Genomic DNA, 13,574 nt, shown 5'->3' with positions numbered 1-13,574 from the left:
CGCATGTCGGGACGTGAGAGAACAACGGGAGAAACCCCGCAGGACGTGAGAGAAGATCGGGAGAAAGGCTGTGGGATGTGAGAGAAGATCAGTTGGTCAAGTGGTGTTCGAAGGCGTATCTGGTCGCAGCAACCCTGGAGGGCAAGGAGAGTTTGCTGAGGATATTGCTGACGTGCCGGGCAACGGTTTTTTCGCTGAGATACAGTTCCCGGGCAATGGACTTGTTGGCTTTTCCGTCGGCGACAAGCCGCAGGACTTCCAGTTCACGGTTTGTAAGTTCATGGGCGGTGGGCGCAGAACCAGTCCCAACACCTCCCGCCCCGCCGGCTCCCGCACTGCCTCGTCCCGCAGTAAGGCCCAGCACCTCAGTTACAGCAGGCGTTGCTTCGAGTTCAGCGAACTCGGCTGTGGCTGCTTCGAATTCCATGGCGGCAGAGTCGGGATCGCCCAGTTCCGAACAGGCGCGGCCCGTCAACACCCTGCAGCTGGCGGCGCCATACGGTGCCTCAAGGCTGTACCAGAGCCGCCATGCCTTTCTTGAGGCCACCAGCGCGTCGCCCGCCTTGCCCTCTGCGAGCAGCACTTGGGCTTCCGCCTGCGCCGCAAGCGCCCGTTCCAGGGGCCTGCCCGTTTCAAGGACCGGAGCCGCGAGTTCGTCAGCCGCGGCCCTTGCCGCTTTAAGGTCACCAGCGGCAAGCTCGACGTCGACGACGGCGGGAAGCAACCGCCGTCGGTTGGCGGGGTCCGAGCCTGCCATGGCCCTGCGCAACATGGCTTGGGCCTGGGACACTTTTTGCTGGCCTGCCAGCACCAGCGCGAGTCCGGGGAGAGCTTCGAAGCCGGTCTCTGCAGCCTTGGCATAAGCCGCGCTGGCTTCATCAAATTGGCCCTTCAAACGCAGAATCTCGCCCTGCAGATACCACGCACCCCAGGCCGCTTCCGGGTCGCCGCGGCGCGAGCGGTCCTGGGCAATGTGGACGGCTGCTATGGCGTCATCCCAGGCGCCATGGAGGATGAACAGTTCTGCCCTGTGGGACTGGCACTGCCCGCTGAACATCACCATGTCCGGCCGGTCCCCGCACCAGCGTTCCAACGCGGCGGTCCATTCATGGGCACGCTGGACGTCGAACGCCAGGCGGCAACTGCCGATGACGGAGCAGTAGATGATGCCTGAAGGGATGGGCGATACTTCCCCCGCCGTCACGGAAACCATGACTTCATCCAGGATCTCCAAGCCCTTGTCCGGGAATCCAAGGGTGATGCTGGCCGTGCCCAGGCCCAGCCGTCCAAGTGCCATCAGATCCTTGTCGTGGAATCGCTGCCCCACTGCCAAGGCGCGGCCAAAGAGCTCATTGCTGGCTTCAGGATTTCCTCCGTACAAGGCTCCCAGCGCTGACGGAATCAGGAGGTAGCCTTCAGCTTCGGTGGGCTCGTCCAGTTCTTCCACTAAATGCTTCGCCCGGGACATCCAGCCCGAGCTGCGGGCTGGCTCCCCGATGTCCATGAGGAACAGCACCAGCCACGTTGCGCAACGGGCGGCTGCAGCCATGTCTCCTACGGTGACATATTCATCGTGCGCCCGTGTCAGGTAGGCGACGCCTTCGGAGTCCTTGCCCAACAGCATGGCCACGGAGGCCGCGACTTCAATGTCCTCGGGTAGAAGTCCGCCCTCCGTGTCCGCCCGGGCAAGGCAATCCAGTGCATCGCTCCAGCGGTGCTCGGAGAACGCGGAGCGTCCCAGATCCAAGGCTGTAACCGGCATAGTCCACACTCATTCTGCGACCGCGAGCAACCCGGTTGGCGCACCCAAGCGGCCGTATTAGCGTCAGGGTACCGCCGCCGTCGTAAGCCCACAATGGCTCCACGAATCCCTGACGCGCCGTGTGGGTTCCTGACCGTCTCTGGTCCCGAGATGCCACTTTGTCACCCTTTTTCGGTTGCATGGCGGGCGCCTGAGGTTCAAAGAAGGTCGGGACGCCACACGCCCACGCCACAACCGGACGCCGGGAAGCCGACATCGGGAAGCGCAAGAGGGCAGAAAAAAGCCCTGGCCACGAGTGACCAGGGCTTTTTCGAACAGGCTGTTAGTGCTGGTGGCCTGCGTGTGCGTTTTCGTCCTCAGCCGGCTTCTCGGCAACCAGGGTCTCGGTGGTGAGAACCAGGGCAGCGATGGAAGCGGCGTTGCGGAGTGCGGAGCGGGTGACCTTGACGGGGTCGATCACGCCAGCGGCGATCAGGTCCTCGTACTCGCCGGACTTGGCGTTGAAGCCGTGGTTGGCTTCGAGTTCGGAGACCTTGGAAACGACGACGAAGCCATCGAAGCCGGCATTCTGGGCGATCCAGCGCAGCGGCTGGACCAAGGCGCGACGGACGATGCCAACAGCTGCTGCTGCGTCACCTTCCAGTGCCTTGACGGCCGGGGACTCATCCAGCGCCTTGAGGGCGTGGATGAGGGCGGAACCGCCACCGGAAACGATGCCTTCTTCAAGGGCAGCACGCGTGGAGGAAACGGCGTCCTCGATGCGGTGCTTCTTTTCCTTCAGCTCAACCTCGGTGGCTGCGCCGACCTTGATAACGCCGATACCGCCAGCCAGCTTGGCCAGGCGCTCCTGCAGCTTCTCGCGGTCCCAGTCGGAGTCCGTGCGGGTGAGTTCGGCACGCAGCTGGGCCACGCGGTCGGCAACGTCCTGCTCGGTTCCGGCGCCATCAACGATGGTGGTGTTGTCCTTGGTGACCGTGATGCGGCGTGCCGTACCCAGTACCTCGAGGCCAACAGTGTCCAGCGACAGGCCAAGGTCCGGGGAAACAACCTGGGCGCCCGTGAGCGTCGCAATGTCCTGGAGCATGGCCTTGCGGCGGTCACCGAAGCCCGGAGCCTTGGCGGCCACAACGTTCAGCGTGCCGCGGATGCGGTTGACGATCAGCGTGGAAAGGGCTTCGCCTTCGATGTCTTCGGCGATGATGAACAGCGGCTTGGAGGCCTGCAGCGCCTTCTCCAGCAACGGCAGGAAGTCCTGCAGCGAAGAGATCTTGCCCTGGTTGATCAGGATCAAGGCGTCTTCGAGGACAGCTTCCTGGCGTTCTGCGTCAGTGACGAAGTACGGGGAAAGGTAGCCCTTGTCGAACTGCATGCCTTCGGTGAGGACGAGTTCGGTCTGGGTGGTGGAGGATTCTTCGATGGTGATGACGCCATCTTTGCCCACCTTGCCGAACGCCTCGGCCAACAGTTCGCCAATTTCGTCGCTCTGTGCGGAGATGGCGGCAACGTTGGCAACCTGGGTGCCTTGCACTTCGCTTGCGTTCTCCAGGAGGCGGGCTGCGATGGCTTCAATGGAAACCTCGATGCCGCGCTTGATCTCGCCAGGAGCGGCACCAGCAGCAACGTTGCGCAGGCCTTCCTTGACCAGTGCCTGCGCCAGCACCGTAGCGGTGGTGGTGCCGTCGCCAGCGACGTCGTTGGTCTTGGTGGCTACTTCCTTGGCCAGCTGTGCACCAAGGTTCTCGTAGGGGTCGTCAAGCTCAACTTCGCGGGCGATCGTCACGCCATCGTTGGTGATCGTGGGAGCGCCCCACTTCTTGTCCAGCACGACGTTGCGGCCGCGCGGGCCAAGCGTCACCTTGACAGTGTTGGCGAGCTTGTCGATACCGGCCTCAAGAGACCGGCGGGCAGCATCGTTAAAAGCAAGCTGCTTTGCCATGGTTGTGTCCTTTCAAGACAGAAAACCCGCACCGCAGAAGGTCGGAATGATTCCAACGCGGCTGCGGTGCGGGGCTCCAGGAAGTTACTTTACGACGATCGCAAGGACGTCGCGGGCGGACAGAACGAGGTACTCGTTGCCGCCGGTCTTGACTTCGGTTCCACCGTACTTGGAGTAGATGACGACGTCGCCAACAGTTACGTCAACCGGCACGCGGTTGCCGTTGTCATCGAAGCGGCCGGGGCCGATTGCAACAACTTCGCCTTCCTGCGGCTTCTCCTGCGCGGAGTCCGGAATTACCAGGCCGGAAGCCGTGGTCTGCTCTGCTTCGAGCGGGCGAACAACAATACGATCCTCAAGAGGCTTAATCGAGACCGACACTCGGACTCTCCTTTTCATGAGCTGATTCATGGACTAAGAACTAGGGTGCCGTGGCGTGCAACCGTCGTCGCGGTGCCGGTGACGCCTGGCGTGATTAGCACCCTCCGGGGGAGAGTGCTAACACGACTCTATGTAAGCGTTAGCACTCGGTCAAGGTGAGTGCCAGAATTTCGTCCTGAGTGAACTCCCGTTACCGACCGGTGAGGTCGTCCAAATCGTAGTCTTCGCCGTCGTCGTCCTCATCTGCAGGGGCGGTTCCGCGGTTCAAATACAGCACGACGGCGGCCGCCAGGGCCACGACGCCGGAAATCACCAAGGCGATAATCCCGCCAATACGGGCTCCACTGTAGAGCTCCCGGATGTCGCGGGCTTCATCAGTAGCGTCATTCACGCTCTTGCCCGTCACGGAGTACGCCGCAGCGTTGAATGAGTCCAACGCGAAGATGACGATCAGCAGGCCAATGCAGACTACAGCGATCACGGCCCCCGCGATCAAGGCAGGACGGGCAAAAGCCACGAGGGATCGACCGGAGGAATGCTCTGAAGCTCCCGGGGCAGTGGAGTGGTTCCCGCCCGGGTTGTTTGTGTCGGAGGGCTGCGGAACTGCGTTGTCTTCCATGAAAACAACCCTATCGTCGCTGGTTCCCAACTCACGGCGTCATGGCGGGCGCCGTTAGGCTTGATCCCATGTCTCACGCACCGCAGGAACAGATCGCACCCTTGCTGACCACTGAAGGATGGGAACTCCTTGCCTCGCTGGGGCCGTACCGCGAAGACGAAGCGTTCAGCGTTAACGCCGACCTCCGAAAAGCAGGCCACTCCCCTGAACTCGTGGCCGCGGTACTGACGCAGTCCCGGCTCCGGACCCGCGCCGAAGCAAAGTTCGGCGAGTTTGCCCGCCAGATGCTGTTCACCCAGGCCGGACTCGAACAGGCAACCCGCCTCAACGTCGCGGCCCGGCACGCCGAGCGTTTTGCCAAGGCCGGCATTTCCCACGTAGCCGACCTCGGCTGCGGCCTCGGAGCTGACTCCATGGCCTTGGCCTCCATGGACATTGCCGTGACCGCCGTGGAAATGGACGAAACCACTGCCGCCTGTGCCACCATCAACCTCATGCCCTTCCCGCACGCCACGGTGGTGCATTCCGATGCCACATCAGTGAACCTGGACGGGATCGACGGCGTGTGGCTGGACCCCGCACGACGCACAACCTCGACGTCCGGAACCAAGAGGATCTGGGATCCGGAAGCGTTCTCTCCCCCGTTGTCGTTCGTTGAAGGCCTGGCCGCGGCCGGCCGGGCAGTGGGAGTCAAGATGGGTCCCGGGATGCCGCACGACTCGGTTCCGGCGAACTGTGAAGCGCAGTGGGTCTCGGTAGGCGGCGACGTCACTGAGGTCACCTTGTGGTTCAACGCGGTGGCCCGCCCCGGGGTTCGGCGCGCGGCACTTGTCATCGGCCCCCAGGGCGCTGCCGAGCTCACCAGCGGCGAGGATTTCGACGGCGGCCCGGTAGCCGCCGTCGGGCCTGTAGAAGGATTCCTCTACGAACCGGACGGTGCGGTCATCCGCGCAGGGCTGGTGGCCGACGTCGCAGAACGCCTTGGCGGGCACCTGGTGGACGAACATATCGCCTACATCTGCGCCCCGGAACTCCATGACTCGCCTTTTGCCCGCGCGTACAAGGTGCTGGAAGTGATGCCTTACAACGTGAAGGCGCTCAAAGCCTGGGTCAAAGCGAACGGCATCACGGTGCTGGACATCAAGAAGCGCGGCACGGCAGTCACTCCGGAAGAACTGCGCAAACAACTGCTTCCATCCAAGCGCGAGACCAAGCCCGCAAAAACGGCCACCCTGGTCCTCACCAGGATTGGCGAGGAAAGAGTGGCCGTGGTGGTGGAGCCTGTGACGTTCTAGGCCACGTCAGCGGCGGGAGAACTCCGAGGCTTCGCGGACCTGGTCTGCACTCGGGCGGACGCCCGTGTACAGGACGAACTGTTCCTCCGCCTGGATGGCGATGACTTCGGCTCCGGTGATCACCGGCTTGCCTGCTTGACGGGCCGCCGTGATGAGCGGTGTCTCGGAGGGGAGGGCGACGACGTCGAACACTATCTTCGCAGCGGCAATGGTTGCGTCGTCAAAGGACTGTGCCCGTTCGTCCGCGCCCGCCATCCCCAACGGCGTGACATTGATGATGAGGTCCGCCGTTGATCCGTTGACGTCGTCCTGCCAGCCGAAACCATAAAGGTCCGCGAGCGCACGTCCGGTGGTTTCGTTGCGGGCCACGATTGTCACGGACGTAAAGCCTGCATCGCGGAGAGCTGCGGCCACCGCTTTTGCCATTCCTCCTGCTCCACGCAGCAGCACCGTGTGGCTGTTGGGTACTTTGTGGTCCTTCAGCAGGCGGGCAATGGCTATGTAGTCGGTGTTGTAGGCCGTGAGGACGCCGTCGTCATTGACAATCGTGTTGACCGAGTCGATGGCCCTTGCCGATGGATCCATTACATCAACCAGCGGGATGACAGCTTCCTTATAGGGCATGGACACCGCGGCTCCCCTGATGGGGAGGCCGCGGATGCCAGCCACTGCAAGAGTGATGTCCGCTGGGGCGAAAGCCTTATAGACAAAGTTCAGTCCGAGCAGATCGTACAAATAATTGTGGAACCGGGTCCCGATGTTGCTGGGCCGGGCCGCAAGCGAAATGCACAGGGACATGTCTTTGTTCAGGATTGGCATTCACCCATTAAACAACGGTCTCTTTACGCTGCCGTTCTCTTAGCCCTGGCGGGCCTTCATGCGCGGATTGTTCTTGATAATGACGAATGTGCGCCAACGCCGCCGGACGATCTGCGCACCCGCCAGCAATCACGCATGCTCCGGCTGCACTAGACTTGAGCCGACCGCTGACGGCCCCGCAGCGGGTTGCGTCCAGCTGAAACTCCAGCAGAAACAAGCAACGAGGGGACTACGTGCAGATTGAGTTTGCGCCATCCAGGCAATCGACACTGGGTGTGGAATGGGAGTTGGCGCTCGTCAATGCACGCACCGGGGAACTGGTCTCAGTCGCGAACGACGTCCTCAAGGGCGTGGCCGCGAACCACCCGGACCTCAACGAAGACGACGAACACCCCCATATCAAGCGCGAACTGCTCCTGAATACCGTGGAGCTCGTTACCGGAATCTGCGAAACGGTCAAGGAAGCCAAAGAGGACCTCAGCCGCTCTCTCGCCGCTGTCCGCGAAGTCACAGATCCCATGGGAGTCGAGGTGTTCTGCGCAGGCAGCCATCCCTTCAGCCCTCCCCTGCTCCAGCCGGTCACCGACAAGGAGCGCTACGCCAAGCTGATCGAGCGGACCCAATGGTGGGGACGCCAAATGGTCATCTACGGAGTCCACGTCCACGTGGGCATCGATCGCCGGGACAAAGTACTCCCCATCCTGGACGGCCTGGTCAACTACTTCCCGCACTTCCAGGCCCTTAGCGCTTCCAGCCCCTTCTGGGCCGGCGAAGAAACCGGCTACGCATCCCAGCGCGCCCTCATGTTCCAGCAGCTCCCCACCGCTGGCTTGCCGTTCCAGTTCGAAACCTGGGAAGCGTACGAGTCCTATGTCCAGGACATGTTCACCACAGGTGTCATCGATGCCACCTCTGAAATTCGTTGGGACATCCGACCCGTCTCCAACCTGGGCACTATCGAGATGCGCATTTGTGATGGCCTCGCCACACTCGAGGAAGTGGGCGCGATCGCAGCACTGACGCAGTGCCTCGTGGACGAGTTTTCCTCCATCCTCGACGCCGGCGGCAGCATCCCCACGATGCCGCCATGGCACGTCCAGGAAAACAAGTGGCGTGCCGCCCGCTATGGCATGGAAGCCATCATCATCCTCGATGCCAAGGGCAACGAGCAGTTGGTCACCGAGCACCTGGCAGAAACCGTCGCACGCTTGGAACCCGTGGCAGCCAAGCTCGGGTGCTCTGAGGAACTGGCCGATGTCCTGAAGATCATCGAACGCGGCGCCAGTTACCAGCGCCAGCGCCGCGTGGCCGCTGAACACAACGGGGACCTGCAGGCAGTGGTCATGGATCTCGTGCAGCAGATGCGCAAAGGCCCGGACGCTTAGGTCCAGGGTACTTACGCCGCCACCGACACCGTAGTAACCGGCATGGAGGAATCCGGCGCGAAGGCGATTCCGCTGGGCCCGATCCCTGCCATGATCAGTTGAGCTCCAAGCGCTGCCACCATGGCACCGTTGTCCGTGCAGAGATCCAGCGGCGGCACGTGCAGCTTGATGCCCGCCGACACGCACCGTTGACCGGTTAATTCACGCAGCCTTGAGTTGGCGGCAACGCCACCACCAAGCAGCACGTGGGTAATGCCGTTCTCCTTGCAGGCCAGGACCGCCTTTGAACTGATGACGTCCACTACGGCTTCCTGAAACGCTGCAGCGATATCGGCTACAGGTACTTCCTCACCGCGGGCTTCGAATTGCTCCACGCATCTGGCCACGGCCGTTTTCAGGCCGCTGAAGGACCAGTCGTAGCGATGCGGTCCCTTTTCCTCCGCCGTGCCCATGTATTTGGGCTGGGTGAGGCCGCGCGGAAAGCGGATCGACTTGGGATTGCCCTGACGCGCGAGTTTGTCGATGGCCGGGCCACCCGGGTAGCCAAGGCCCAGGATCCGGGCTACTTTGTCGTAGGCTTCTCCAGCGGCGTCGTCGATGGTGGAGCCCAGGAGTTCCACGTCATCTGTGATGCTGCGAATGCGGAGGATCTCTGTGTGGCCACCGGAAACCAGAAGGGCACCGAGGTTCTCTGGCAGCTTGCCCGCACTCAGGCCGGCACTCAAGCCGGCGGCAGCACCGGCGTCGGGCCTTGCCTCCAGCAGCCCCACTCCAACGTGCGCCACAAGGTGGTTGATCGCATACAGCGGCTTGCCCGTAGCGACGGCCAAGGCCTTCGCGGCGCAGACACCCACCATGAGGGCGCCGGCCAGGCCGGGACCGGAGGTGACAGCAATGGCATCGATGTCCTCCAAGGTCACCCCGGCTTCGTGCAGCGCTTCCTGGAGGGTGGGGACAAAGGCGTCAAGGTGGGCGCGCGAAGCGATCTCCGGGATGACGCCACCAAAGCGCACGTGCTCGTCCATGGACGAGGACACCGTGTTGGTCAGCAGCGTTGTGCCGCGCACGATTCCGACGCCGGTTTCGTCGCAGGACGATTCGATGCCCAGCACCAACGGCTGCTTCGGCTGTTCTGGATAAGGGCCGCTCACGCGTTGGCTCCTTCTGTGGAATGTGGCTCGTTGAGGGGTAGGCGCATGATCAACGCGTCCGTCCCGTCCCGGTAATACCGCGGCCGGACATGGATCTGCTCAAATCCGAAGCGCAGATACAACTGCTGTGCGCGTGGATTGTCCGCACGCACTTCCAGGAGGACGTCCGCCGCACGACGTCGCCGGGCCTCTTCAATCAGTTCTGTCAGGATGGCAGAGCCGATGCCCTTGCCTTCGAATTCAGGAACGACGGCGATCGTCTGGACGTCCGCGATCGGCTCAATGCACATCAAGCCGGCGTACGCCACGATCTGTCCCGCAACCTCGGCCACTACATAACGGCGGGTCTCCGGCTGGGACAATTCGTCGAAGAACATCTGCAGGGGCCAGGCATCCACGGGGAACAATCGCCGTTCCAAGGCTTCCACGGCCGGGACGTCAGCCTCTGTCATGTCTCGCAGGGAAACTCCGGAGAGCTCCAGTTTGGGTGAAAGTTTCATCGTTCCCCTTTCATCACAGGGCACGCTTCCTGGGGCCCGGTACCTGGGCGTCCGATTCGCGCAAGTACAAGGGTGTGGAATCCAAGAGTTCCTGCCCTGCCGTCAACCGGGCAAGCGCGACCTGGCCAAGGGAAGCCGCGTCCGGTTGGGTGTCGGCAAAGTCTTCGTCGGCGCGGAGGACGTCGGCATACAGTCCAGCGCCGGCCCCGAACACGGGAAGATCCGGCAAGTCCGAGGCGAAACCCACATGCGGTCCGTCGATGAGTTGGGGAAGCTGGCCCTCCTCGAGGACGTACCGCGACCAGTAGACCTCTTTGCGTCGGGCGTCAGTGGCCACCAGGAATTCGGGAGCGGCGGCAGTGGACTCCGCCACTTCAAGGGCTATCGCATCAAGGCTCATCAACCCATACAGGGGCTTGTTCCAGACGAAGGCCAGGGTGCGTGCGGTTGCTATGCCCGAGCGCAGCCCGGTAAACGGTCCGGGCCCCACCCCTGTGACGATCACGTCAATGTCCGCGCCGGTGACCCCTGCTCCGGCCAGGAGTTTCTCGATGCCGGGCGCAAGGACTTCGGCATGGCTTCGCGTGTCCTCAGTGGCGAAGGAATCCAGCACGCCTTCCATGGCAACGTCCGAAATCAGCGCAGCACTGGCCACTGCAGAGGTATCGATGGCCAGGATCAGCATCAGTGGCCTCCTTCAGAGATCGTGGTTTCAAGAAGCTTCGGTGCCTCGGCCCAGCGGGGGCCGAAACCGCGGAAAACGATGGTGCGGGGTTCGTCGTCGTCACCAGTGTCAAAGTCGAGCACCATGCCGCCGCTGTCCGCAACGTTGGCCGGCACAGCACCCACAGACCGGTGAAGATCCACTTCCAGACGGCTGTCCGAGAGGTGCTCCACCCGGTCCCGCCCCCACTCCACCACGGTTACGGACGAGTCCATGGTGTTCTCCAGATCAATGTCATCGATCTCAGCAGCTGATTCCAGCCTGTAGGCATCGACGTGGACCAGGTCCGGGCCACCGGGGCGTGGTCCATCGGGAAGGTTGGGATGAATCCGAACCAGCACGAACGTAGGCGAGATGATCCCGGCACGGACGCCTAAGCCTTCTCCCAGACCCTGGGTGAAGGTCGTCTTTCCAGCACCCAACTCCCCGGTCAGGATAAGGAGATCCCCCGCCTCAAGTACCCCGCCCAGTGCTGCACCGAGCGCGTGGGTCTGCTCCGCCGTCGTGACCTTCAGGCTGCGTTCCCACAGCGGTTCGCTTGGTTCGGTCAGTGGTTCGTTCACAGCGTCGCCGATTCCGATGCGGCCTGGGTGCCGCGTTGTACCTTCGGTTGTGCCTCCGGCCGCGCCGGAGCCTCATTGACGTAGCTGCGAGGCACGCGCGGGCTGATGCGCGTGACGATCTCGTAGTTGATGGTTCCCGCTGCGGCCGCCCAATCATCCGCGGTGGGACCCCCATCGGCACCGTCGCCGAACATCACGGCTTCGGCGCCCTTGAGGCCGGCCGCTTCTTCAGAGGTGAGCGGTCCAAGATCAATCACCATCTGGTCCATCGCGATCTGGCCCACCACAGCGTAGTTGACGCCGTTGACGCGAACTGGTCCGCCAGTGGCGACGCGCGGGACGCCATCCGCGTAGCCCAGGGGAATCAAGCCGAGGGTGGTCTCCTGGCTGGTGTGGTACTTCAGGCCGTAGGAAACGCCTTGCCCTTTCGGCACCTTTTTGCAGTTAGAGAGGAGTGTGCGGACGCTCATAGCAGCGTGCAGGCCAAGTTCGGCGGAGGTAACCCCTTCGAAGGGCGACAACCCGTAGATGCCGAGCCCGACGCGGATGAGGTCAAAGTGCGAATCCGGCCGGGACAGCGCAGCGGGAGTGTTGGCGATGTGCCTGACCTCAGTATCGACGCCGGCATCCTCAGCAATGGCGAGCGCGTCACGGAAAACCGCTAATTGCTCGTCCGTTTCGGGTCGGTGCGGCTCGTCGGCCACGGCAAGGTGAGAGAAAATGCCAACGACGCGAAGCAGGCCTTCGTCCTGGTATTCCATCGCCTGGCCCACCAACTGGTCCCAGTCGCTGATCGGGCAGCCATTCCGCCCCAGCCCTGTATCCACCTTCAAGTGGACCCGTGCGGGGCGCTCCTGTTCGCGGGCGGCCGCCACGACGGCGTCGAGTTCCCACCCGGAAATCCCGACGTCGATTCCAGCGGCGACTGCGGCTTGGAAGTTGCTTTCACGGGTGTGCAGCCACGCCAACAGGGGTGCTTCAATGCCGGCGGCACGTAAGGCGAGCGCCTCGGAAATGTGGGCGACGCCGAGCCAGGCCGCTCCGGCGTCGAGGGCGGCACGTGCCACCTGCAAGACGCCATGGCCATAAGCGTCGGCCTTCACCACAGCCATGACGGAAGCCGGGGAGGCAATAGCAACAAACTGGCGAACGTTGTGCCGCACGGCCTCAAGATCGATCACGGCGGAACGCTCCAGCACCGCTGACTTTGCTATGGAGGCCTTGGACCCGATCCCGATATCTGCAGCTGCTTCGTAAGTCACCCTAGAGATTCTAGTGGTGTGGGTGAAGAGGGGTTAACTGCCGGCTCTGCTACTGGGCGTCTGACAAGTGGGCGATCGTGGCGCGGGCTCGCCGTTGGGCTTCGGCGGGGATGTCCTTCACGATCGGCTCAAGGAACGCGAAACGCCGCAGCCACTGGCTCGATTGGCGTTCCTTCCTCGCGTTGGCACGCTGCCACCAGTCCGCGATGTCGCCCCAGCCAGGTGCAGCGAGGGATCCGCCAACTTGTTGTACGGCCAGCGAGGCACAGAGGTTCGCGAACCGCAGGCGGTCCCCCAATCTCCACCCTGCCAGAGAGCCCACAATGAAGGCCGCCCCGAAACAATCACCGGCGCCGGTCGGATCGTACGCAGACACAGGCAACGACGGCACCCATTCCTCTTCGCCCGTCTCCGAGTCCACGGCCATGGCGCCCTGCGCACCTAATGTCACCACAGCCACTGGAACGCGATCGGCCAAGGAATAGAGCGCCGCCCAGGGATCGGTCTTGCCCGTGAACGCCATGGCCTCCGGGGCGTTGGGCAGGAAAGCGTAAAAATGTTCCAGTTGGTCCAGCCTGCGCTGGGACCACTCTCCGCTCGGGTCCCAGCCCACCACGCCGAAAAGCTTCGTTCCCCCTGTCTTCGCCGCCAACATCCACGGTTCCAACTCCTCGTCCAGATCCGCGACGGCGGCGAGTGCCTTGGGTGGCTGTCCGATCAGCTCCGAGGCCTTGATCGGCGCGGGGTGCCCGTGGGTGACCATGGATCGATCCTGGTTCACGCACATGGACACCGTCACCGGCGAGTGCCAGCCGGGGACGCGGCGCGACAGGGACAAGTCCACATGCTCCTGGCCTTCCAGGATCTGCCAGTTGTAATCCCCGTAACCGTCGTCCCCAAAGGCTGCGGCCAAGTTGGTCCTCAGGCCAAGCCGGGCTGCTGCGATCGCTTGGTTGGCAACCCCGCCCGGGCAGCTGCCCATGCCTTCGCTCCACACTTCAGTTCCGGGCTCGGGAGAGTGCGGGAGTCCCGTGAAAATGATGTCCTGGAAAACCGTTCCTGCCAGGAGAAGGTCGCATTGACCATCGCCCTCCTTGCGCACGGCGGCAAGAGGGTCAAAACGTCGCTGGGGCATTGCGTCCATGCACGGCACACTACGCTGCGCCTTCCGGGCTGC

General features: G+C 63.0%; 13 protein-coding genes and 1 pseudogene. 2 read left to right on the top strand and 12 right to left on the bottom strand.

Going from position 1 to position 13,574, the window contains the following annotated elements; all coding sequences use genetic code 11:
* Positions 1-88 precede the first annotated feature (88 nt).
* The 4 genes from AC1DCM_RS10415 to AC1DCM_RS10400 all read right to left on the bottom strand — a co-directional run bounded on the left by AC1DCM_RS10415 (position 89) and on the right by AC1DCM_RS10400 (position 4,698).
* Positions 89-1,762, bottom strand: coding sequence for a helix-turn-helix transcriptional regulator (locus tag AC1DCM_RS10415; RefSeq protein WP_477518176.1), 1,674 nt, complete (start codon positions 1,760-1,762; stop codon positions 89-91).
* Between the two features lie 322 nt (positions 1,763-2,084).
* Positions 2,085-3,698: a chaperonin GroEL gene (gene groL, locus AC1DCM_RS10410; RefSeq protein ID WP_477518175.1), complete on the bottom strand. Its 1,614-nt coding sequence runs from the start codon at positions 3,696-3,698 to the stop codon at positions 2,085-2,087.
* An 84-nt stretch (positions 3,699-3,782) separates the two neighbouring features.
* Positions 3,783-4,079 carry a co-chaperone GroES gene (groES, locus tag AC1DCM_RS10405; RefSeq protein WP_211711208.1) on the bottom strand — a complete coding sequence of 99 codons (297 nt, stop codon included), beginning with the start codon at positions 4,077-4,079 and terminating at the stop codon, positions 3,783-3,785.
* A 190-nt stretch (positions 4,080-4,269) separates the two neighbouring features.
* Entirely contained in the window at positions 4,270-4,698 is a 429-nt protein-coding gene (locus AC1DCM_RS10400; protein ID WP_477518174.1) for a hypothetical protein, read from the bottom strand.
* A 68-nt stretch (positions 4,699-4,766) separates the two neighbouring features.
* Here AC1DCM_RS10400 and AC1DCM_RS10395 point away from each other — a divergent pair, with 68 nt between their 5' ends.
* The gene (locus tag AC1DCM_RS10395) at positions 4,767-5,993 is read left to right on the top strand and encodes a THUMP-like domain-containing protein (protein WP_477518173.1); all 1,227 of its coding nucleotides are present in this window, start codon (positions 4,767-4,769) and stop codon (positions 5,991-5,993) included.
* A 6-nt stretch (positions 5,994-5,999) separates the two neighbouring features.
* On the opposite strand, the gene AC1DCM_RS10390 is transcribed toward AC1DCM_RS10395, so the two are convergent.
* Positions 6,000-6,812, bottom strand: a complete 813-nt coding sequence (locus tag AC1DCM_RS10390) for a shikimate 5-dehydrogenase (protein WP_477518172.1) — start codon at positions 6,810-6,812, stop codon at positions 6,000-6,002.
* Positions 6,813-6,851: 39 nt separating this feature from the next.
* Positions 6,852-6,932 (bottom strand): annotated as a pseudogene (locus AC1DCM_RS10385) (ribosomal protein bL36); the annotation flags it as partial.
* A gap of 113 nt (positions 6,933-7,045) precedes the next feature.
* Here AC1DCM_RS10385 and AC1DCM_RS10380 point away from each other — a divergent pair.
* Positions 7,046-8,197, top strand: a complete 1,152-nt coding sequence (locus AC1DCM_RS10380; protein ID WP_442004100.1) for a glutamate--cysteine ligase — start codon at positions 7,046-7,048, stop codon at positions 8,195-8,197.
* A gap of 11 nt (positions 8,198-8,208) precedes the next feature.
* Here AC1DCM_RS10380 and tsaD read toward each other — a convergent pair whose 3' ends face one another.
* From tsaD to AC1DCM_RS10350, 6 genes are read right to left on the bottom strand one after another with little or no spacing between them, the layout of a single operon-like run.
* Positions 8,209-9,348: a tRNA (adenosine(37)-N6)-threonylcarbamoyltransferase complex transferase subunit TsaD gene (gene tsaD, locus AC1DCM_RS10375; RefSeq protein ID WP_477518171.1), complete on the bottom strand. Its 1,140-nt coding sequence runs from the start codon at positions 9,346-9,348 to the stop codon at positions 8,209-8,211.
* Positions 9,345-9,848 (bottom strand): ribosomal protein S18-alanine N-acetyltransferase, encoded by a 504-nt coding sequence (rimI, locus tag AC1DCM_RS10370; RefSeq protein WP_442004098.1) that lies wholly within the window; start codon positions 9,846-9,848, stop codon positions 9,345-9,347. Before rimI ends, tsaD begins: the two co-directional genes overlap by 4 nt.
* A gap of 13 nt (positions 9,849-9,861) precedes the next feature.
* Entirely contained in the window at positions 9,862-10,533 is a 672-nt protein-coding gene (tsaB, locus tag AC1DCM_RS10365; RefSeq protein ID WP_442004097.1) for a tRNA (adenosine(37)-N6)-threonylcarbamoyltransferase complex dimerization subunit type 1 TsaB, read from the bottom strand.
* Positions 10,533-11,135: a tRNA (adenosine(37)-N6)-threonylcarbamoyltransferase complex ATPase subunit type 1 TsaE gene (gene tsaE / locus AC1DCM_RS10360; RefSeq protein WP_442004096.1), complete on the bottom strand. Its 603-nt coding sequence runs from the start codon at positions 11,133-11,135 to the stop codon at positions 10,533-10,535. The genes tsaB and tsaE overlap by 1 nt, the downstream gene beginning before the upstream one ends.
* Positions 11,132-12,397 (bottom strand): alanine racemase, encoded by a 1,266-nt coding sequence (gene alr, locus AC1DCM_RS10355; RefSeq protein WP_442004095.1) that lies wholly within the window; start codon positions 12,395-12,397, stop codon positions 11,132-11,134. The genes tsaE and alr overlap by 4 nt, the downstream gene beginning before the upstream one ends.
* Positions 12,398-12,446: 49 nt before the next feature.
* Positions 12,447-13,541 carry a carbohydrate kinase family protein gene (locus AC1DCM_RS10350; RefSeq protein ID WP_442004094.1) on the bottom strand — a complete coding sequence of 365 codons (1,095 nt, stop codon included), beginning with the start codon at positions 13,539-13,541 and terminating at the stop codon, positions 12,447-12,449.
* Between the last annotated feature and the right edge of the window lie 33 nt (positions 13,542-13,574).

The sequence above is a fragment of the Paenarthrobacter sp. 10N417 genome, assembly GCF_056394745.1.
Note: the sequence above shows the minus strand (reverse complement) of the source record. Positions and strands in the feature narration are given on the sequence as shown.

What these genes read in the sequence shown, in the direction of transcription:
- AC1DCM_RS10400 (WP_477518174.1), bottom strand. Translation starts at nt 4,698, where the DNA reads ATGGAAGACAACGCAGTTCCGCAGCCCTCCGACACAAACAACCCGGGC.
- AC1DCM_RS10390 (WP_477518172.1), bottom strand. Translation starts at nt 6,812, where the DNA reads ATGCCAATCCTGAACAAAGACATGTCCCTGTGCATTTCGCTTGCGGCC.
- AC1DCM_RS10415 (WP_477518176.1), bottom strand. Translation starts at nt 1,762, where the DNA reads ATGCCGGTTACAGCCTTGGATCTGGGACGCTCCGCGTTCTCCGAGCAC.
- groL (WP_477518175.1), bottom strand. Translation starts at nt 3,698, where the DNA reads ATGGCAAAGCAGCTTGCTTTTAACGATGCTGCCCGCCGGTCTCTTGAG.
- rimI (WP_442004098.1), bottom strand. Translation starts at nt 9,848, where the DNA reads ATGAAACTTTCACCCAAACTGGAGCTCTCCGGAGTTTCCCTGCGAGAC.
- AC1DCM_RS10350 (WP_442004094.1), bottom strand. Translation starts at nt 13,541, where the DNA reads ATGGACGCAATGCCCCAGCGACGTTTTGACCCTCTTGCCGCCGTGCGC.
- AC1DCM_RS10395 (WP_477518173.1), top strand. Translation starts at nt 4,767, where the DNA reads ATGTCTCACGCACCGCAGGAACAGATCGCACCCTTGCTGACCACTGAA.
- tsaB (WP_442004097.1), bottom strand. Translation starts at nt 10,533, where the DNA reads ATGCTGATCCTGGCCATCGATACCTCTGCAGTGGCCAGTGCTGCGCTG.